The 19867-nt window shown below is 70.9% G+C and carries 19 protein-coding genes; 9 read left to right on the top strand and 10 right to left on the bottom strand.

Annotated elements, in window-relative coordinates; genetic code table 11:
- Window positions 1-36: 36 nt before the first annotated feature.
- Window positions 37-1284, bottom strand: a complete 1248-nt coding sequence (locus tag ACLBYB_RS08410) for an Hsp70 family protein (RefSeq protein ID WP_447698480.1) — start codon at window positions 1282-1284, stop codon at window positions 37-39.
- A gap of 244 nt (window positions 1285-1528) precedes the next feature.
- Between ACLBYB_RS08410 and ACLBYB_RS08405 the strand changes: the two genes are divergently transcribed.
- Window positions 1529-3025, top strand: a complete 1497-nt coding sequence (locus ACLBYB_RS08405) for a helicase HerA domain-containing protein (protein ID WP_447698479.1) — start codon at window positions 1529-1531, stop codon at window positions 3023-3025.
- Window positions 3026-3112: 87 nt separating this feature from the next.
- Here ACLBYB_RS08405 and ACLBYB_RS08400 read toward each other — a convergent pair whose 3' ends face one another.
- A complete protein-coding gene (locus ACLBYB_RS08400) occupies window positions 3113-3541 on the bottom strand; it encodes a flagellar assembly protein FliX (RefSeq protein ID WP_020092926.1) in 429 nt (142 codons plus the stop codon).
- A gap of 240 nt (window positions 3542-3781) precedes the next feature.
- Here ACLBYB_RS08400 and ACLBYB_RS08395 point away from each other — a divergent pair, with 240 nt between their 5' ends.
- Genes ACLBYB_RS08395 through ACLBYB_RS08385 form a run of 3 tightly spaced genes read left to right on the top strand, consistent with a single transcriptional unit; the run spans window position 3782 to window position 5763 of the window.
- A complete protein-coding gene (locus ACLBYB_RS08395) occupies window positions 3782-4918 on the top strand; it encodes a flagellar basal body P-ring protein FlgI (protein ID WP_331299751.1) in 1137 nt (378 codons plus the stop codon).
- A 25-nt stretch (window positions 4919-4943) separates the two neighbouring features.
- The gene (locus tag ACLBYB_RS08390; RefSeq protein WP_020092928.1) at window positions 4944-5303 is read left to right on the top strand and encodes a rod-binding protein; all 360 of its coding nucleotides are present in this window, start codon (window positions 4944-4946) and stop codon (window positions 5301-5303) included.
- Window positions 5290-5763: a hypothetical protein gene (locus tag ACLBYB_RS08385; RefSeq protein ID WP_447698478.1), complete on the top strand. Its 474-nt coding sequence runs from the start codon at window positions 5290-5292 to the stop codon at window positions 5761-5763. The genes ACLBYB_RS08390 and ACLBYB_RS08385 overlap by 14 nt, the downstream gene beginning before the upstream one ends.
- On the opposite strand, the gene ACLBYB_RS08380 is transcribed toward ACLBYB_RS08385, so the two are convergent.
- The 5 genes from ACLBYB_RS08380 to ACLBYB_RS08360 all read right to left on the bottom strand — a co-directional run bounded on the left by ACLBYB_RS08380 (window position 5760) and on the right by ACLBYB_RS08360 (window position 11418).
- Entirely contained in the window at window positions 5760-6095 is a 336-nt protein-coding gene (locus tag ACLBYB_RS08380) for a hypothetical protein (RefSeq protein ID WP_447698477.1), read from the bottom strand. The two genes, ACLBYB_RS08385 and ACLBYB_RS08380, sit on opposite strands and share 4 nt — an antisense overlap.
- Before the next feature lies 1 nt (window position 6096).
- Window positions 6097-6357, bottom strand: coding sequence for a hypothetical protein (locus ACLBYB_RS08375; RefSeq protein WP_056531919.1), 261 nt, complete (start codon window positions 6355-6357; stop codon window positions 6097-6099).
- A gap of 147 nt (window positions 6358-6504) precedes the next feature.
- Window positions 6505-8112 carry a flagellin gene (locus tag ACLBYB_RS08370; protein WP_447698476.1) on the bottom strand — a complete coding sequence of 536 codons (1608 nt, stop codon included), beginning with the start codon at window positions 8110-8112 and terminating at the stop codon, window positions 6505-6507.
- A gap of 2 nt (window positions 8113-8114) precedes the next feature.
- A complete protein-coding gene (flgK, locus tag ACLBYB_RS08365) occupies window positions 8115-9998 on the bottom strand; it encodes a flagellar hook-associated protein FlgK (RefSeq protein WP_447698475.1) in 1884 nt (627 codons plus the stop codon).
- A gap of 34 nt (window positions 9999-10032) precedes the next feature.
- A complete protein-coding gene (locus tag ACLBYB_RS08360) occupies window positions 10033-11418 on the bottom strand; it encodes a flagellar hook protein FlgE (RefSeq protein ID WP_020092934.1) in 1386 nt (461 codons plus the stop codon).
- A gap of 310 nt (window positions 11419-11728) precedes the next feature.
- Between ACLBYB_RS08360 and ACLBYB_RS08355 the strand changes: the two genes are divergently transcribed.
- A complete protein-coding gene (locus ACLBYB_RS08355; RefSeq protein ID WP_020092935.1) occupies window positions 11729-12196 on the top strand; it encodes a BLUF domain-containing protein in 468 nt (155 codons plus the stop codon).
- A gap of 7 nt (window positions 12197-12203) precedes the next feature.
- A complete protein-coding gene (locus ACLBYB_RS08350) occupies window positions 12204-12662 on the top strand; it encodes a response regulator (protein ID WP_020092936.1) in 459 nt (152 codons plus the stop codon).
- A gap of 51 nt (window positions 12663-12713) precedes the next feature.
- Here ACLBYB_RS08350 and ACLBYB_RS08345 read toward each other — a convergent pair whose 3' ends face one another.
- A complete protein-coding gene (locus ACLBYB_RS08345; RefSeq protein WP_020092937.1) occupies window positions 12714-14327 on the bottom strand; it encodes a peptide chain release factor 3 in 1614 nt (537 codons plus the stop codon).
- Between the two features lie 185 nt (window positions 14328-14512).
- Between ACLBYB_RS08345 and ACLBYB_RS08340 the strand changes: the two genes are divergently transcribed.
- Complete coding sequence (locus tag ACLBYB_RS08340; protein ID WP_447698474.1) at window positions 14513-16042, top strand: DUF1800 domain-containing protein; 1530 nt, start codon at window positions 14513-14515, stop codon at window positions 16040-16042.
- Window positions 16039-17226 (top strand): DUF1501 domain-containing protein, encoded by a 1188-nt coding sequence (locus ACLBYB_RS08335; protein ID WP_447698473.1) that lies wholly within the window; start codon window positions 16039-16041, stop codon window positions 17224-17226. Before ACLBYB_RS08340 ends, ACLBYB_RS08335 begins: the two co-directional genes overlap by 4 nt.
- Window positions 17227-17479: 253 nt before the next feature.
- Here the strand turns inward: ACLBYB_RS08335 and ACLBYB_RS08330 are convergent, their stop codons facing one another.
- Window positions 17480-18526: a threonine aldolase family protein gene (locus ACLBYB_RS08330; RefSeq protein ID WP_012322425.1), complete on the bottom strand. Its 1047-nt coding sequence runs from the start codon at window positions 18524-18526 to the stop codon at window positions 17480-17482.
- 222 nt (window positions 18527-18748) lie between these two features.
- Between ACLBYB_RS08330 and rpsU the strand changes: the two genes are divergently transcribed.
- Window positions 18749-19084, top strand: a complete 336-nt coding sequence (rpsU, locus tag ACLBYB_RS08325) for a 30S ribosomal protein S21 (RefSeq protein WP_012322424.1) — start codon at window positions 18749-18751, stop codon at window positions 19082-19084.
- A 301-nt stretch (window positions 19085-19385) separates the two neighbouring features.
- On the opposite strand, the gene ACLBYB_RS08320 is transcribed toward rpsU, so the two are convergent.
- Entirely contained in the window at window positions 19386-19778 is a 393-nt protein-coding gene (locus tag ACLBYB_RS08320) for a response regulator (RefSeq protein ID WP_012322423.1), read from the bottom strand.
- Window positions 19779-19867 lie beyond the last annotated feature (89 nt).

The raw sequence follows: 19867 nt of genomic DNA, 5'->3' as shown, positions 1-19867 counted from the left end.
TCGCCGCAGAGGCGACGCGCCCGGCCGGGCGCGGCCTCACGCTCCGCGGCTGGCCGCCTCGATGGTCAGGCCCAGCCCCACCGAGCCGAACGTGTCGCCCTCCACCACCCGGGCGGCCGGCAGCGCGGCCGTCAGCGCGGCGCGCAGGTGCGGCAGGCCGGTGGAGCCGCCGGTGAGGAACAGGGCGTCGACCCGGTCGGCCGTCAGTTCCGCCTGCGCGAGGCAGCGCGCGATCCGGGCCGCGACGGCGCGGGCGAGGTCCCCCGTCTGGGCGGACAGGGTCGCGCGATCCACCGGGACCGCGAGCCCGGGCTCCAGGAGGCCGAGGTCGAGCAGGGTCGCGTCCTGTTCGGACGCCGCGATCTTGGCGCTCTCCACTGCCCCGGCCAGGGCGTGACCGCGCTCGCCCTCCACCGCCTCGCGCAGCCGCACGAGCAGGTCGGGCCGGGCGCCGTCGCGGATGACCTCGTCGATCTCGCGCAGGGTCTTCTGATTGTAGAGGCGGTTGATCGCCGACCACGTGGCGAGGTCGTGGTAGTAGGCGTTCGGCACCGCGAGGTCGCCGCGGCGCATCGGGCTTCCGAGGCCCAGGAGCGGCATCACCGTTCCGAGGCTGAGCTGTCGGTCGAAATCGGTGCCGCCGATCCGCACCCCGTCGTTGGCCAGGATGTCGCCGGCCCGGTCCGGCCGCCTCCGCCGCTCCGGCGCGAGGCGCACGATGGAGAAGTCCGAGGTGCCGCCGCCGATGTCGGCGACGAGGGCGATCTCCTCCGCGCGGACCTGGCGCTCGTAGTCGAGCGCCGCGGCGATCGGCTCGTACTGGAACGAGACCTCCCGGAAGCCGACGTCGCGGGCGATGTCGCGCAGCGTGTCCTCCGCGCGGCGATCCGCCTCCGGGTCGCCGTCGACGAAGTGGACCGGGCGGCCGTGGACCACCGTGTCGAGGCTCTGGCCGCTGGCGGCCTCCGCCCGCGCCTTCACGGCGGTGAGGTAGCGGGCGATGACGTCGCGCAGGCGCAGCCGCTGGCGGCCGACCGGGGTCGCCTCCTCCATGAGCGGCGTGCCGAGCACGGATTTCAGCCCGCGCATCAGCCGGCCGGACCGGCCCTCGACATAGGCCGCCGTGGCGGCCCGGCCGATGATCGGCTCCCGTCCGAGCTCGAAGAAGATCGCGCTCGGGATTGTCCGGTGCGCGCCCTCCAGGGGCAGCAGCGTCGGGCCGTCCGGGCCAAGATGCCCGAGCGTGGTGTTCGACGTGCCGAAATCGAGGCCGCAGGCCGCCATCGTGTCGTGGGTCCGGGAATGGAGAGGAGGGCCGTGGGCCTACAGGGCCGACATGCCAGGGTCCAGGGCGGAAGAGCGGGGCCCGGGGCTCCCGCAAGGGGGTTGACGGCCCGATCGCGCACCGGCGGCGGAGCCACGCCTCGGACCGACGCCCGCATGCGGCACACACGCGGCCCACATGCGGGAAGCGTGGACAGCGCCGCGGCGGCACACCCGGACCCGCCAAGCCGTGCTATGAGGCCCCATGCGTTCCGACATCGATCTCGGCCTGACCGGCGAGCGCCCCGCGCTCCTCGACCTGACCGAACTGCTCGCCACGCGGCTCCTGGTCCAGGGCAATTCCGGATCCGGCAAATCGCACCTGCTGCGGCGGCTGCTCGAGCAGAGCGCCGGCCTCGTGCAGCAGGCGATCATCGATCCGGAGGGCGACTTCGCCAGCCTCGCCGACCGCTACGGCCACGTCGTGGTGGAGGCCGACGGCGACGACGTCGCCCTGCAGCGGATCGCCGCCCGGGTGCGGACCCACCGGGTCTCGGTGGTGCTGTCGCTCGAGAATCTCGACGCCGACGGCCAGATGCGGGCCGCCGCCGCCTTCCTGGGCGGCCTGTTCGACGCCGACCGCGACCATTGGTACCCGATGCTGGTGGCCGTGGACGAGGCGCAGCTCTTCGCGCCCGCGGCCGCCGGCGAGGCCTCGGACGAGGCCAGGCGCCTGTCGCTCGGCGCGTTGACCAACCTCATGTGCCGCGGCCGCAAGCGCGGGCTCGCCGGCATCATCGCCACGCAGCGCCTCGCCAAGCTCGCCAAGAACGTCGCGGCCGAGGCCTCGAACTTCCTGATGGGCCGGACCTTCCTCGACATCGACATGGCACGCGCCGCCGACCTCCTCGGGCTGGAGCGCCGGCAGGCCGAGACGTTCCGCGACCTGCCGCGCGGGCATTTCGTGGCCCTGGGGCCGGCCCTGTCCCGGCGCCCGCTCACCATCGCGGTCGGGCCGACCCAGACCGTGAGCCGGAGTTCCTCGCCGGTCCTCGTGCCCCTGCCCGACGCCCTGGAGGATGCCCGCGCGCTGATCCTCACAGCGAGCCCCGCCGAGATCGTCGCGCCGCTGGCGCCGCGGCCGAAGCCGCGCCCCGCGCCGGCGCCAGACGTGCTCGTCCAGCTCGCCAATTACCGTCCGCCGGCTCCGGCGGAGGAGGTGGAGGAGGAACCCATGGACCCGGAGGCCCGCGAGGCGGCGCTCGCCGAGGTGCTGGCCTCCGTGCTGGCGGATGCCGACGCCGCCGCCTGCACTCCCGCCACGCTCTACCAGGACTTCACGGTCCGCTGCCGGATCCGGCGCCTGCGCGGCGACACGATGGGTCTGCCCGAGTTCAAGCGGCGCCTCGCGGTCGCGCGGGCCGAGGCCGGCGGCGCGGTCGCGGACAATTCCGGCTGGGAGCAGGCCCAGGCGATCGCGGCCGGCCTGCCGGACGACCTCGCCGGCCTGTTCCTCGTGGTCGCGCGGGCTGCCATCGAGGGCGCCCCCTGCCCCACCGACACCGTGCTGGCCGAGGCCTACGGCACCAGCTCGGGCGGCCGGGCGCGGCGGATGCTGGCCTATCTCGAGGAGCGCGGCGCCATCGTCACCCGCAAGGACCTGCGCGGCGCACCGATCATCGCGGTGCCGGATCTCGGCGTCGAGACCGGACCGGGCGAGCCGCAGATGCTGCCGACGGGTCCGAAGCGGCGGGCGGTTTAGCGGGCGGTTTAGCGGGCGGGGTAGCGGGATCGGGCGCTCGCCCGGCGCGGTACCGGGATGCGCCCGGGGTCAGGTGCGGAAGCCCGGTCAGACGCGCCGGGCCATCTCCAGCTTGGCGAGTTCCACCGCGGCGCGCAGTTCGATCTCGGCCATCAGGCCGTCGAGCCGGGGATCCCCCGAGAGGCCGGCACGCTCGTTCAGGCGGCCGGCGATGGCGCGCAGATCCTGCGGCGCGACGCGGCCGCCGAGGAGTGCCGCCTTCAGCCGGTCGAGGCCGTCGAGGAGGTCCTGGCCGCGCTGGGCGGAGCGCCGGCGCCGCTCCTGGGGCGTGTCGGCCTCGGCCTGGAGAAGCAGGACCGCGTCGAGCCCGGCGAGCGTCGCGGCGGCGGCCGGCGCGCCGGCAGACGTCGTCGACGACGGGGCCGCGCCGAGGCTGAAGGCCGCGCCGCCCTCGGGCTTCCGGGCGGACGCGACACCGCCGGCGCTCTGGATCGGCTGGCGAGTCTCGACACGCATGATCCGGTTCGCGTTGCTCCAAGCGCCCCCGCGCAGAACCGGAAATTCGGCCGCCAGGGTTAAGCGCGGGTAAACAAGCCGGCAGAAGCTGCCGGGTCGGCAGGTTCGGTGCCGGCACCGCGAGGCGCGGGGCCAGACCTGGCCCGGAAAAACTTTGTTTTCTTCAACGGCTTGCACAGGTCTGGCGGCTGGCACGACCCTGGCAGGATGGGGGCAGGTCCGTCACGGTCGAAACACGGCATGCGCCCGCGTCACGCGTTCAGTCCTCTCCGGTCTCTCTCGGTCGCCCTCGCGGGCGCCCTGCTTCTCGCCGCGCTGTCCGCGCCGGCGCTCGCCCTGTCGCGCGTCAAGGATCTCGCCTCCATCGAGGGCGTTCGCCAGAACCAGCTTGTCGGCTACGGCATCGTGGTCGGCCTCAACGGAACCGGCGACACGCTGAACAACATCCCGTTCACCAAGCAGTCGCTCCAGGCCATGCTGGAGCGCCTCGGCGTCAACACCCGCGGCGCCACGATGCGCACGCAGAACCTCGCCGCCGTGATGGTGACCGCGAGCCTGCCGCCCTTCGCCGCGCAGGGCACCCGGATCGACGTGACGGTCTCGTCGCTGGGCGACGCCAAGTCCCTCCAGGGCGGCACCCTGCTGGTGACGCCGCTGCTCGGCGCCGACGGCGAGGTCTACGCCCTGGCGCAGGGCTCGGTGGCGATCGCCGGCTTCGCCGCCGAGGGCGATGCCGCGAAGATCACCCGGGGCGTGCCGACCAACGGCCGGATTTCCAACGGCGCCAATATCGAGCGCGAGATCGCCTTCAAGCTAAACGACGCCCGCTCGCTGCGTCTGTCGCTGCGCAACCCGGATTTCACCACCTCGAAGCGGATCGCCGCGGCGATCAACGACTTCATGGGCGCCGACACCGCCGAGCCCACCGACCCGGCCACCGTCACGATCCAGATCCCGTCCCGCTACAACGGCAACATGATCCGCCTCATCACCGAGGTGGAGCAGCTGAAGGTGGAGCCCGACCAGACCGCCCGGGTCGTGGTCGACGAGCGCTCCGGCATCATCGTCATGGGCCGGGACGTGCGCGTGTCGACGGTGGCCATCGCCCAGGGCAACCTCACCGTCACCATCACCGAGCAGCCGCAGGTCAGCCAGCCGGCGCCGTTCTCCGACGGACGCACCGTCGTGGTGCCGCGCACAGGGGTGAAGGTCGATACCGGGGACGGAAACAAGCTCGCCCTGGTGAAGGAGGGTGTCAGCCTGCGCGAGCTGGTCGACGGTCTCAACGCCCTGGGCGTCGGCCCGCGGGATCTCATCTCGATCCTCCAGGCGATCAAGGCCGCGGGCGCGCTCCAGGCCGATATCGAGCTGATGTGACCGAACGGACGCGAAGGGACGATCCATGCTGCAACTCGCCAGTCTCGCGGCCAGCGCCGCCGCCAGCGTCGGAACCTCGGTGGCCGGGAGCGCCGTCGACGGGATCATCAAGACCGCCAACAAGGCCAAGGCGTTGAAGACGGCGACCGAGTTCGAATCGATGTTCCTGGAGAACAGCCTCGACCGGCTGACCCAGTCGGAGGGCACCGACGGGCCGCTCGGCGAGAACGGGACCGGCGGCGGTGTCTACCGCTCGATGCTGACCAAGGAATACGCGAAGCAGATCGTGAAGAGCGGCGGAGTCGGCATCGCCGATTCGGTTTTCCGTGAGATCATGAAGATGCAGGGCGCGGCCAGCGAGGGAGCGATCCATGCAAAGGGCTGAACCGCTGCGCGTCGGGGACCGGATCACCGCCGAGGCCCTGGTGGCTGGCGTGCTCGGCAACATGGCCGCGCTGGAAGCCGTGCTCGCCGAAGAGGCGGCCTACGTTCGGGAAGGGCGACTGCAGGAGGGCGTCGCCGCGGGCGAGCCGAAGGCCGCGCTGGCCGCCGCCTACATGCAGGGTCTCGAGGTCGCGAAGGCGAACGCCGTCGCGCTGAAGCGCTTCCATCCCGACGGGGTCGAGGCCCTGCGCACCGCCCACCGGCGGTTCACCGCGGCCGTGGAGGCGAACCAGACGGTGCTCGCCAGCGCCAAGACCGTCTCGGAAGGGCTGATCAAGACCCTGGCGGAGGAGATCGGCCGGGCACAGCTCCCCTCCGGCTACGGGCGGCAGACGCCAGCGCCGTCCCCGTACGGCCGCGGCGTGCGCAGCGGGCCGCTGGTCCTCTCGCGCAACCTCTAGGGCCCGCCCGGACGGCGGCCGGCGCCGATCCGGACGTAGGTCCGCACCTCGCCGAGATCGGTGTCGACGCGGTTGTCGACCGCGATGCGGCCGGCGACAACTGGCGCTGCCGCGACGCCGCTCCCCGCGGCCAGATCCGCCCCCGCGACGACGCGGCCCGAGACGCGGAGGCAGCTGCCGCTCCCCGGCAGCCGCACGAAGCCCTGGCCCTTGGACGGGCACGGCGCCGGCCCCGGGATCACGGGCAGATCCCGCAGGTCGAGGGCCTCGGCCGGGCCCGCGCCGGCCACGATCGCCGCGAGGGCAGCGCAGACCGGGATCCGGCCGCGCATCTCAGGCGGCCTGGCGGGCGAGATCCCGGTGGAGCAGGTCGATGTAGTGCTCGACCTCGCCGACGAACCCGTCGAGGTCGGGCTCGTGGATGCGCAGGCGGGCGAGGTCGCGCAGCAGGATGTCGAGGGCGATGGCGCGCTCTTCGGGATGCGCGTAGCCCGCGAGGTAGGTGTCGACGGCCTGCTCGACCAGGACGATCGCGCCGCTACGCGGGACGGCTCCCAGGCGAAGGACGAGTTCGATGGGTCCGGACAGCGCCATGCCGACCTCTCCTCAATCGAATGACGGCGCGTGGGCGCGACCGCACGCTGCGCTTCATTCCCGGAAAGCGGCAAGACTATGGTGAACCCGACACGTCGCGAGATTTTTCGAGCGTCAGGCGCGCGTTGACCGGTCCCGGCGATCAGCTCAGCTGATGTAGTTCACGAGGGAGAGCTTCGAGAGCGTCGCGGTCACCTGATAGCTGGCCTGGAGCCGGTTCTGCACGTCGAGCAGCTTGGTGATGACCTCCTCGGGGGAGATCTGCTCGATCCCGTCCAGGGTATTCTGGACGGTGTTCTGGAGCGCCTTGTTGGTCGTGCCGGCATTCGAGAGCCGCGTCGACGCGACGGTGAGCTGCGTGACCGTGTCCTGGACGCTCGGGGTCTGGTTGGCGGACGAGAGCAGGCTGCCGGCCTTCGTCGCCACCGTCTGGTAGGTGTTGTAGGTGTTGGCGTCGTTCGTGGTGGGCAGGCCGAAGGCCATGGTCGCCAGGCCGGCGAGCACGTTCTGGACCGCGGGATCGTTGGCGCGGGCGCCCGTCCCGACGCTCCCGGTCGCGCTCACCTGGACCGACTGCGTGTCGATCGCCGAGGTCGGCTGTGGGACTGCCGGCGGCGCGGGCTGCGTGTAGGTGTTCTCGCCCTGGTACCACAGCACCGTGTCCTGAGGCGTGGCCGCCCTGTAGCCGACCGGGGTGGTGCCATCGTACAGGATGCGCTGCGGCATCACGCCCGACCCCGACGAGCCGCCTTCCGCCGCGCCGGAGAAGAAGTTCGACGCGGTCGCCGCGGTGGCGTTCACCGCCAGCGTGCTGTTGGCCGCGCCGGTGAGCGCGTTGCTCAGCGTCGCCGACAAGTTGGCCATCGTCTGGGCGGGCGTCGAGCCGATGGCGAAGTTGGTGATCGATTTCGGGTCCGCGCTCGTCGCGGCCGTGAGCGTGATCGTCGTGGAGGTGCCGTCGGCCATCTTCAGCGCGAACGACACGGTGTCGCTGGCGCTCGGCTGCGTCGTCATGCTGAGGCTGAAGCTGCCCGGGCTCGTGGCCGTGCCCGCCGTGTAGGTCGCGCCGATCGCCGAGCCGGTCGTGGTCGGCGCGCCCGCCAGGGTGAAGCCGAACTGTCCTCGGGTCAGGTTGTTCGACTCTTCGGTGACCTGCACGCTCGTGGCCGGGCTGGCCAGAGTCTGCGTCAGGCGGCCGTTGCCCCCCGCGCCGAGCTCGGCGGTGACCCGCTGCGAGATCAGGGTCGAGAGGCCGTCGAGCGTGTTGCCGCTCGCGTCGGTCGTGCCGTCGAGGATCTTGCTCGAATCGACCACCGGCTGGGTCGTGGTGTCGGTGCCGCCGAACAGGTAGTTGCCCGCCGCCGATTCGTTGAGCGTGTCGAGCGCCGTCTGCAGGTTGGCCAGCGCCGTCGACCGGCCGGAGACCGAGTTCGCCGCCACGCTCTGCAGGCCGTTCTGGAGCATCGTCCCGGTGGAGGTGCCGAGGGTCGCAACCTGCGTCAGGCTCGTGACCGCGAGGTCGGTCCGGGTCTGCGCGGCGGTGATGCCGGCGGCGTAGCCGGAGAGCGCGCTCAGGGTGGCCTGCGCGGACAGAGCCGTCGACCGCCCGGAGCCGAGGCCGCCATAGGTCTGCGAGACCTGACCGCTCGAGAGCTGGTTGGTCAGGTCGTTGAGCTGGCTCTTCAGCGCCTGGAGCTGCGAGGCGTTGCGGTTGGTGATGTAGGAGCCGGCCGCGAAGGGCGTGATCGTCGTCATGATCAGATCTGCAGCAGCTGGTTGAGCATGTCGCGGGCCGCGGTGAGCACCCGGGCGTTGGCGCCGTACGCGGTCTGCAGGGCGATCAGGTTCGACATCTCCTGGTCGATGTTGACGCCCGCACCGGCGGAGAACCGGCTCTGCGCGGTGGAGAGCGCCGTCTGCTGGGTGGCGTCGAGGGCGGCGGCGTTCGACGCGTTGGCCCCCTGCGTGGACACGATGTCCTGCGCGAAACCGATGACGGTGGCGCTGTAGGGGGCCGAGACGCCGCCGATGCCGCTCGACGACGAGAAGGTCTGCTGGTTCGCGGTGAGCGCCGTGAACAGCTTCTGGGCGCGCGCGCCGGACGCGCTCGGATCCGTGGCGCTCGCCGCCGTCAGCGCGGCGGTGTTGCCCGCCAGCGCGCCGTTGACCGTGATGCGCTGGGCGAAACCGGTGAGCTGCGAGCCGCCGTCGAACGTGCCGGTGTAGAGCTTGTTGCCCGTACCGTCGACGAACATCGCGATCGACGGGTTGCCGGTGTTCAGGTCCGACGCCGAGACGGCCGTGACGCTGGCGCTGGCCGCGCCGGCGACCTTGCCGGCCGCCCCCAGCGTCAGCGTCGCGCTGGTGGCGGTCGAGGAGACCGGACTCGCCGACAGTGTCGGCAGCTTGTAGGTGCTGCCGGAGGCGTTGAACGTAGCGAAAGCGGACTGGATCGCAGCCGCGTATGTGCCGGGCCCGCCGCTGGCGTTGAAGGTCAGCGTGAGGCCGCTGGCATCCGTGGTCTGCGCGGCGGGCACGACCGCGCCGCTGGAGGTCGCGGACGCCACCAGCGTCACGTTGCGCACGGCCCCGGTGTTGTCGGTGACCGGGAAGGTGATCGTGTTCCCGGGCTGCATCGTCGAGACGCTGATCTGCGTGTCGGTCCCGCTGTACGTCCCGGTGGTCGCGGTATTCGTGAGCGCCTTCGAGAGGCCGGCCGCGAGATCGTCGAGCTGCCGCTGCGCCTGCGGCAGGGTCTGGTCGCGCATCTCGATCTCGGCGGCTAGGCTGCCAGACCGCAGCACGCCGGGGGCGCCGAGGTCGATCTTACCGCCGCCCGGCAGCGTCGCCGTGATGGTTCCGACCGTCCGCTGGGCGGGGTCGGTCGAGTAGCTCGCGGTGGGGCTGAGCACGCCGCGTCCGTCGAAGGTCAGGGTCGCGGCGTTCCCGCGGTCGACCAGCGTCACCCCCGACTGGGTCATGACCGAGACCGTCCCGTCGCGCTGCTGGACCGTCTGCACGTCCATGTAGCTCGACAGGCTGTTGATCGCCTGGTCGCGCTGGTCCTGAAGATCGGTCAGCGAGGTGCTGTCGGTGGTGTTCTGGATCTTGCCGTTGAGCGTCGCGATGTTGGACAGGATCGTGCTCGCCGCGCTCGTGTCGGTGCCGAGCTGCGACTCGAGGCCGGTGCGCAGGTTCTGCACCGTTCCGGCGGCGCTGTTGATGAGGCTCGCGACGGCCGCGGCATTGCCCAGCACCGTCGTGCGGGCGGCCGCCGAGGTCGGGTTCGCGGCGAGTTCCTGGAGCGATTGGGTGAAGGTGTTCAGCGTCCCGTCGAGGGAGGTGGCGCTGCCGGGCACGCCGTAGAGGGCGTCGAGCTGGGCGGCGATGCCGGACTTGGTGCCCGTGTAGGCGGCCCCCGAGGTCTCCAGCCGGAGCTGGTTCAGCGCCGCGGCGTCGAAGCTGCGGGTGATCGTGCCGGCGGCCACGCCGGAATTGTTCGTCCCGGTGGCGACCGTCGAGAGCGTGCGCTTGACGTAGCCCGCCGTCCCGGCATTGGCGACGTTCTGCGAGACGATGTTGATCGCCGCCTGGGTGGCGGCGAGGCCTGCGCTCGAGGTGGAGATCGCATTCAGCGACATGTCACGGCCTCCGCGGCTCGAATCGCACCCTCACTCAGCGGATCACGTTGAGCAGATCAGACATCATCGTCTGGGCCGTCGACATGACGCGCGTGTTCGCAGAGTAAGCCTGCTGGGTTACGATCATCTTAGAGAATTCGGTCGCAATGTCGGTGTTCGATTGCTCGTTGCTCGCGCCCGAGATCGTGCTGCCGTTGAGGCCCGCGAGCGGAGGCCCCGAATCGACCGTCTGGAGATAGTTCCCGTTCGTATCGGCCTTCAAGCCGTCGGCATTCGCGAACTGGACGACGCCGACCGAGGCGAGAGCCACGACCGAACCGTTGGAGAAGGTGCCGTTGACCTTGCCGTCCGGACCGACGGCCACGCTCGTGAGCGTCCCGGAGCTGTTGCCGTTCTGCGTCAGCGCGTTGGTCGTCGCCGCACCGGTCGTGTCGGCATACTGCGTCAGGCCTGAGGCGCTGAGGTTCATGTTGAGGCTGGGGAACGTGTAGTCACCCATGGTGATCGGCCCCAGCGGGATCGGGTTCGTCGAGGGCGAGGTGAGCTTCCCGGTGGAGTCGAAGGTGAAGGCCGTGCCCACGTTGTTCCAGTCGGACGTGGTGAGGGCGCTCGGGTTGGTGGAGTAGTACAGGTTCCACACGGCCGGCTGAGCCGGCGTGGTCGTCGCGTCCTGGACCTTGGCCCAGCGGGTCGTCAGCGTGAGCGGCGCGCCGGTCGACGTGTAGACCGGCAGCGACGGGCCGGCGATGCTGTTGCTCATGAAGGTCGAGACGGCACCGGTCTGGGTCGAATCGACCTTGACGCCGGTCTGCCCCGATCCGGAGGTCACGACCGCTGCGGTATTCTGATTGTAGAGATCGGATCCCGACGTCGCCGAGGCCGACGTGCTCGGCGTCGAGGGCAGGTTGGCGGCGTAGGTGATCGTCGTGGTGGCCTGCGCCGGCAGCGCCGAGTTGCCGATCTTGATCGGACCGATGCTGGTCGTCTGACCGGTGATCGGATCGAGGTTGGATCCGGTCAGGTATCCGCCGGCGCCGTTGACGAGATAGCCGTCCTTGTCCTGGGCGAAATCGCCCCGGCGCGTGTACAGGCTCGTGCCGCCGAAGGATGTGGCGCCGTTCGCGTCGCCGGTCTTCTGCACGACGGTGAAGAAGCCCTGGCCGTTGATGGCCATGTTGGTGGGCACGCTCGACGACACCACGTTGCCGGCCAGGGTGTTGGTGAGCTGCGACTGGGGCAGCACCGAACCCGCGACCTCGCGGCCCGGCGTCTTCTCGGACATCAGGTCGACGAAGCTGGTGTCGATGCGCTTGTAGCCGGTCGTCTGCGAGTTCGCGATGTTCCCGGAGATGTTGCTGATGGCGTAGGACTGCGCCTGGAGTCCGGAGACCGAGGTCTGCAGGGCGGTGAAAAGATCCATGGCGAACGACCCCGATGCGCGCCGCACTGGCCCGCAGGCCGGACCGGCCGCAACCGGCGTGCCAGGGCTAAGTGCTTGAGAATCCTGGACCGGATTGTCGACGACCCGGCAGGGTTGACCGGTCATGGCCGCGCGCCCGGCAGATCCTGCCGGGTCGGTTCCGCAGGGGCGGAGATCCGGACCGGAAGTCCCGTCCGCCGCGTTTACGCGGTGTTATTCGACACGCGCGAAGATGCCGCCGGGCCGGGGCCACGCGCGGTGCGTCCTGTCCGGAAGCGCTGAACGGGTACGGATTGCGGATCTCGGGATCATGCGGGCGAAACGGACAAGCCTCGTCCACATCATCTACTTCTCGCGTCTCAACCTGTCGTCGGACGCGGCGAAGAGGTCCGAGCAGATCAGCGATATCGGCCGCATCGCTCAGAAGAAGAACGAGTTCGCGGTGATCACGAGCTTTCTGGTCATCGAGGGCAACTTCGCCTGCCAGGTCATCGAGGGCGAGCGCACATCCGTGCACGAGACCTTCGACCGGGTGAGTGCCGACAGCCGCCACCGCGAGGTCCAGATCAGCGAGTGGCGGGAGATCACCAAGCGCGAGTTCGTCCACTCGTTCAAGAGCGCGCAGCGCACGGCCGGGAACGACACCCTGTTCGCCAAGGCCAACCTGCTCCCGATGCTCCAGCGCGGAACGCCGAAGGCGTCCGCGATACACGGGCTGTGCCTGTCGCTGCAGTCCGACGCGATGTCCCGTCAGGGCATCGACCACCTCTTCATCTGAGCCGCCGATGTCCGAGAGCGATACGCCCCCGATTCTCATCGTCGACGATCAGGAGAAGCTTCTGCGGCTGATCGTGATGCTGATGACCCGCATCGGCTTCCCGGATGTCGAGGGCGTCACCAACGCGCCCGAGGCGCTGGAGCGGATGCGGCAGCGCCGCTACGCCCTGGTGATCTCCGATCTCGACATGGAGCCCATGGACGGGCTCACCCTGCTGCGTGAGATCCGCGCCGACGACGCGCTGATGAACACGCCCTTCATGCTCACCGAGTCGTCCTTCGACTTCGAGGACATCAACCTCGCCCACCAGGCGGGCGCGGACGCCTTCATCCTCAAGCCGTTCGACATGGCGGTGCTGAAGACCAAGCTGAAGCAGGTCCTCAACCGCAAGCCGCGCAAGCGCGAGGCGCCGATCGCGTCCGAATCGACCCTGAGCGTCGAATTCCCGATGCTCGGCAAGTTCTGACGCCGCGCACCCCTCGCGGGCCCGGCGACGCGGAGGCGCCGCCGAAGCGCGTCACGCCGCCCGCTTCTGGTAATCCTTCACGTCGGTGAAGCGCACGGCCGGGTAGCGCTCCTCCTCGTAGCGGAGCGAGAAGGCCGTGGTCGCCATGAAGACCGGGGCGCCGTCGAGGTCCTTGGCCATGGCCGAGCCGTGCGAGTCGATGAACTTGTCGAGCTCGGCCTCCGAATCGGACGACACCCAGCGGCAGACCGAGAATCGCGAGGTCTCGTAATCCACCGGCAGGCCGTACTCGGCCTGGAGCCGCTCCTTCAGCACGTCGAGCTGCAGCGCGCCGACCACGCCGACGATCGCCTGGCTGCCGTCCTGCGGCACGAACACCTGGACGACGCCCTCCTCGCCCATCTGCTGGAGCGCTTCGCGCAGCTTCTTGGCCTTCATGGCGTCGGTCAGCTTGATCCGGCGCAGGATCTCCGGCGCGAAGCTGGGCACCCCGCGGAACACGATGTCCTCGCCCTCGGTGAGCGTGTCGCCGATCCGCAGCGTGCCGTGGTTCGGGATGCCGACCACGTCGCCCGCGTAGGCCTCGTCGGCGATGGCACGGTCCTGGGCGAAGAAGAATTGCGGCGCCGAGAGCGAGATCGGCTTGCCGGTGCGCACCAGCCGGGCCTTCATGCCCCGGTTGAGCTTGCCCGAGCAGACCCGCATGAAGGCGATCCGGTCCCGGTGGTTCGGGTCCATGTTCGCCTGGATCTTGAACACGAAGCCGGTCATCCGCGGCTCGGTCGGCTCGACGAGGCGCTTGTCAGCGTCCTGGCCCCGCGGCGGCGGCGCCACCTTGGCCAAGCCGTCGATGAGGTCGCGCACGCCGAAATTGCGCAGCGCCGAGCCGAAGAAGACCGGCGTCAGGTGACCCTCGCGGAACGCGTCGAGGTCGAACGGCTTCAGGCCGCCCTCGGCGAGTTCGACCTCCTCGCGCCACGCGTCGGCGGCGCCGTCCTCGGTGAGCAATTCGTCGAACAGCTTGTCGTCCGGGCCGGACACCGCGACCATCCCCGCATCCTCGGCGGCGTCGAGGCGGCGGACACGGTTGCCGCCGAGCTCGTAAGTACCGGAGAAGTTGCGGCCCGTACCGATCGGCCACGTGACCGGGGCGACGTCCAGCGCCAGCGTCTTCTCGATCTCGTCGAGCAGTTCGAACGGGTCGCGCGCCTCGCGGTCGAGCTTGTTGACGAACGTGACGATCGGGATGTCGCGCAGGCGGCAGACCTCGAACAGCTTGCGCGTGCGCGCCTCGATGCCCTTCGCGGCGTCGATCACCATGACGGCCGAATCGACCGCCGTCAGCGTCCGATAGGTGTCCTCGGAGAAGTCCTCGTGGCCGGGCGTGTCGAGGAGGTTGAAGACGCAGTCGCCGTACTCGAAGGTCATCACCGAGGTGACCACCGAGATGCCGCGCTCCTTCTCGATGCCCATCCAGTCGGAGCGGGTCGAGACCCGGTTGCGCTTGGCCTTCACCTCGCCGGCGAGCTGGATCGCGCCCCCGAACAGCAGAAGCTTCTCTGTGAGCGTGGTCTTGCCCGCGTCGGGGTGGGAGATGATCGCGAAGGTGCGCCGCCGCGACACCGGATCGGCCGGCCTCGCCTCGGTCTTGGTCTGCATCAGCATGGAGCGAACGCCCTGGGTCGGCGGAACGTGGTGGTGCGCGGCGCGGCACTCGCGCGGTCTCGGGATCGTGTAGCGGCAAGCCCCGATATTGGCAAAGACGGCGGCAGAATGGGGCCGCCTTTCAGGCACCGTACAGGGGCGCGACACCACGCTTCCCCGGTCGATCCACGCTTCGCGAGGCCCCGATGTCGCGCGCCGCAGCACGCTGTTGTCTGGTCACCGTCCTGCTGCTCGCCGCCGCGGGTCCCGGGCCCCGCGCGGCCGAGGCACAGCAGCGCGCCGCAGCGGCCGACGCCGCCTTCCTCGATGCCCTGACCTGGGGCGCCACGCCCTCGGCCTTCGCGCAGCTCACAGCGGAAGGGCGGGCGCGCTGGCTGCACGATCAGCTTCACCCGCCCGCCGAAATGCGCCTGCCCCCCGAGGCCCAGGCGCAGGTCGACGCGCTGACCCCGGCGGGCAGCCTGTTCGAGCGGGCCCAGGCCCTGGACGCGCAGGCCAAGGCGGCGAAGGACATCGCCGATCCCGAGGCCAAGAAAGTTGCGCAGCAGGCTTTCCAGGCGGCGCTCAACACGGCCGCGCGGAACGCCGCCTCGGTCTGGGTGCTGCGGGCGCTCTACAGCCCCGACCAGCTGCGCGAGCGCCTGACGTGGTTCTGGTTCAACCGGCTCAACGTCCACCAGGGAAAGTCGACGCTGCGCGCCGCCGTGGGCGACTACGTCGAGACGGCGATCCGCCCGCACGTGCTCGGGCGCTTCCGCGACCTGCTGATGGCGAGCCTGCGCCACCCGGCGATGCTGCGCTACCTCGACAACGACGCCAACGCCGCCGGCCGCCCGAACGAGAACTACGCCCGGGAGATCATGGAGTTGCACACGATGGGTGTCGGCTCCGGCTACACGCAGGGTGACGTGGAGGCGCTGGCCCGGATCCTGAGCGGGGTCGGTATCGACCTGAAGCCCGAGAACCCGAAGCTCCGCCCCGAGCGCGCCGCCGACTTCCGCCGGGACGGCCTGTTCGAGTTCAACCCGAACCGGCACGATTACGGCGACAAGGTCTTCCTCGGCACGCGCATCCGGGGGCGCGGCTGGCCCGAGGTCGAGGAGGCGGTCGACCTGATCGCCCGCAACCCCGCCACCGCCACCAGCGTCTCCCGGGCGCTGGCAACCTACTTCCTCGGCCAGCCGCCCGACGACGCCCTCGTCGCCCGGCTCGCCGCCGTCTTCACGCGGACCGACGGCGACATCGCCGCGGTGATGGAGGCGCTGGTGCGCGAGCCAGCCTTCACGGCCGAGCGCGGCGGCGCCTTCAAGGACCCGGTCCGCTACGTCTTATCGGCCCTGCGCATGGCCTACGACGCGCGAGTCATCCGCAACGCCGGCCCGGTGCTCGGCTGGCTGAACCGCCTCGGCGAGGGCCTGTTCAACCGCTCGACGCCGGACGGCTACCCCCTCGACGCGGCCGCCTGGAGCGGGCCCGGGCAGCTCGCGACGCGGTTCGAGATCGCCCGGCAGATCGGGTCCGGCTCGGCCGGCCTGTTCAAGCCGGCGCTGCCCGATCAGCCCGAGGAACCGGCCTTCCCGGTGCTCGCCAACGGGCTCTACTTCGCGGCGTTGTCCGGCACCCTGTCGGCGGCGACGCGGGCGGCCCTCGCACAGGCCGTCTCGCCGCAGGACTGGAACACCCTCTACCTCGCCTCGCCGGAGTTCATGCGATGACCCGTCGCGACCTGATCCGCGCCGCCGCGGCCCTCGGCCTGTCGACGGTGGCCGGCCGCGTCTGGGCCGCCCCGAAGACCGACGCGCGCCTCCTCGTGGTGTTCCTGCGCGGCGCCTACGACGCCGCCAACGTGGTGATCCCGACCGGCAGCGACTTCTACTACCGGTCGCGGCCGAACCTCGCGATCGCCAAGCCCGACGCGTCGGACCCGAGGGCGGCGCTGGCGCTCGACGCCGACTGGAGCCTGCACCCGGCGCTGCGCGAGACGCTCCTGCCGCTCTACGCCAGGGGCCAGGCCGCCTTCGTGCCGTTCGCCGGCACCGACGACCTGACCCGGAGCCATTTCGAGACGCAGGACACGATCGAGATGGGCCAGACTGTCGGGGTCGCCCGCGACTACAATTCCGGCTTCATGGCCCGGCTCGCCGCGGAGCTGACGCGGGTCCGGCCGATCGCCTTCACCGACCAGATGCCGCTGATCTTCCGGGGCGGCGAGACGGTGCCCAACATCGCCATCAACGGCGTCGGCAAGCCCGGCATCGACGACCGGCAGGCCCGCCTGATCGCCGCCATGTACAGCGACACCAAGCTGGCCGCCGCCGTGACCGAGGGGTTCCGGGTGCGCGACGCGGTCTACCACACGATCTCGGACCATGCCGGCCAGGCCGACCGCGGGGCGGTCTCGCCCAAGGGCTTCGAGCTGTCGGCCCGGCGGATCGGCCGCCTGATGCGCGAGAATTTCAACCTCGGCTTCGTGGATGTCGGCGGCTGGGACACGCACGTGAACCAGGGCGCCGGCACCGGCTACCTCGCCGACCGGCTCGGCGAGCTGGGGCGCGGCCTCGCGGGCTTCGCCGAGGAGATCGGGCCGGGCTGGTCCGACACGGTGGTGGTCGTGCTGTCGGAGTTCGGGCGCACCTTCCGGGAGAACGGCAGCCGCGGCACCGATCACGGGCACGGCAGCGTCTACTGGATCCTCGGCGGCGGGGTGCGCGGCGGCCGGATCGCGGGGCCGCAGGTGCGGACCGACGAGGCGCACCTGTTCCAGAACCGGGACTATCCCGTACTCACCGACTATCGCGGGCTGCTGGGCGGCCTGATCCGGCGGCTCTACGGGCTCGACCCGGCGAGCCTGCGGCGGGTCTTCCCGAGCGCGGACCCGGCGGATCTGGCGCTGCTGTAGGGGGCGAGCCGCGGCCTCGCGCGGTTCCATTCTTCCCGAGCCCGGGTTTCCGATCTCTCCGTCATCGCGAGCGCAGCGAAGCAACTTAGGGCGGCACGACATCGGCCGGCGTCGCGCGACGCTGGGTTGCTTCGCTGCGCTCGCAAGGACGCGCGTGCGCACGTCGCGCCAGCGTACTCACACCGCTCAGGGAAACTCGGCACCGGCGCGCGAAACACCTCCGGTGCGGCTCCGAACCGCTGTGTCCAGCGGATCAGGCCGCCGCGGCCGCCAGCGCGCGCAGGTCGCCGACCAGCTCGTCGACCCGCTCGGGCCGGGCATCCCAGGCGAACATGAAGCGCGCGCCTCCGCCGATGAAGGTGTAGAATCGCCAGCCCCGGGCGCGCAGGCCCTCCATCGTGGCCGCGGGCATCGTCAGGAAGACCGCGTTCGCCTCGACGGGAAACAGCGCCCGCACGCCCGGCAGACCGGCGACCGCCTCGGCGAAGCGCCGGGCGCAGGCATTGCCGTGGGCCGCGTTCCTGAGCCACGCGCCGCTCTCCAGCATGCCGACCCAGGGCGCCGCGAGGAAGCGCATCTTCGAGGCCAGCTGTCCGGCCTGCTTGCAGCGGTAGCCGAAATCCTCGGCGAGCGCGGCGTCGAAGAACACCACCGCCTCGCCGGCATGCATGCCGTTCTTGGTCCCGCCGAAGCACAGCACGTCGATGCCCGACCGCCACGTCATGTCGGCCGGGCTGCAGCCGAGACTCGCGCAGGCGTTGGCGAAGCGCGACCCGTCCATGTGCAGGGCGAGGCCCAGCTCCCGGCAGGTCGCCGACAGGGCCCGCAGCTCGGCGAGGCTGTAGACCTGCCCGGTCTCGGTGGGCTGCGTGATCGTCACCACGCGCGGCCGCGGGAAGTGGATGTCGCTGCGGTTCTGGGCGAGCCCGCGGATCGCCTCCGGCGTGAGCTTGCCGCCCTCCGTCCGGACGGTCAGCAGTTTCGAGCCGTTCGAGAAGAATTCCGGCGCGCCGCACTCGTCGGTCTCGACATGGGCCGAGTCGGCGCAGATCACGCTGTGGTAGGACTGGCACAGCGCCGCCAGGGCCAGCGCGTTGGCGGCCGTGCCGTTGAAGGCGAAGAACACCTCGCACGGGGTCTCGAACAGGTCCCGGAACGCGTCGGCCGCCCGGGCGGTCCAGGCGTCCTCGCCGTAGGCCGGGGCGTGGCCGCGATTGGCCGCCTCCATCGCCGTCCAGGCCTCCGGGCAGATGCCGGAATAGTTGTCGCTGGCGAATTGCTGCGAGTCGTCGTGTCTCATCCGCGCAACCTAGCACGGCGCAGGCGCAGATGGATCGCGCGGACAGGTTGGAACTGGTGCGCGCTTGGTGTAATAGCCCCGTCAAGGCGTGAGCTCCACGCCGATTCGGAAACCGACGTTCCCGTCCCTCCCGGGTTCTCACCGGGCGAGGGACGTTGCCGGTTTCCAGATCGGCGGCGGGCCACGTGAACCCAGATATCCAGGTCCAGAGGATCAAGTCCGTTGCAGGTACTCGTTCGCGACAACAACGTCGATCAAGCGCTCCGCGTCCTCAAGAAGAAGATGCAGCGCGAGGGCATCTTCCGCGAGATGAAGCAGCGCAAGGCTTATGAGAAGCCGTCCGTGCGCAAGGCTCGCGAGAAGGCCGAGGCCGTCCGCCGCGCCCGCAAGCAGGCCCGCAAGACCGCGATCCGCGAGGGCCTGATTGCCGCGCCGAAGCCGAAGCCCCGCTTCCCCGCCGGCGGCCGCCGTCCCGGCTTCCCGTCGCCGTCCGCCGCGCAGGGCCAGGGTGGCAACGCCGCCGGCCAGACCCCGGTCAGCCCGGCCCCCGCCGCCTGAGCGACATCTCTCCGGTCACGAGAAAGCCCGGCCTGCGCGCGCAGGCCGGGCTTTTTCTTTGGGTTGCGTCGCGGCCGGATGGAGGCGCCCGGTCGCGCGAGCCGCGTGTGGCGCCATGCCCCCTCTCCCGCACGGAAGAGGGGGCATGGCGCGGCTGTCTCGAACCGGGTCGCCCTTCCGACCCGCTGCGACACGAGCTGGAACAGCTCGAGGTCCCGGCGCCGCAGCCGGGCGGCGATCCGGGTCGCAGCGCTCGCGATGACGTGAAGGGGGTCGGCCGGCGCGCGCTCGGGCCGCCAGCTCAGGCCGCCTTGGCCGCCATGGTGGCGTGCTCGGCCTGGACCAGCACGTCGAGGGCCCGCCAGGGCTTCTGCATGTAGACCGCCTGGTCCGGGAGCCGCGCGTCCCGGCTCGCGCCGGAGGTGACGACCACGCGCACGTCCGGCCAGCGCCGCTTCACCGCCTGGGCGAGCGACACCCCGTCCATGGCACCGGGCAGGCGCACGTCGGCGAAGAGAAGCGCCACCGTCACGTCCGCGCGCTCCAGCACCGAGAGCGCCGCCTCCGCGCTCTCGCAGGCGATCACGCCGAGGTCTGTCTCCTCGAGCACCGCCGTCGCGAGATCGCGCACAGCCGCGTCGTCCTCCACGACGAGCGCCACGGGGGCGGAACTATCGGGCGTTGCGCGATCCATTAAAGTCTCCTGATGCCGGTGCCTTGCCCCGCGTCGGGCGGTCGCCTGTAGGGCGAACTTCTGATTCCCCGATTCGGCCATGCTGATCC

It is taken from the genome of Methylobacterium sp. D54C (assembly GCF_053345595.1).
Note: the sequence above shows the minus strand (reverse complement) of the source record. Positions and strands in the feature narration are given on the sequence as shown.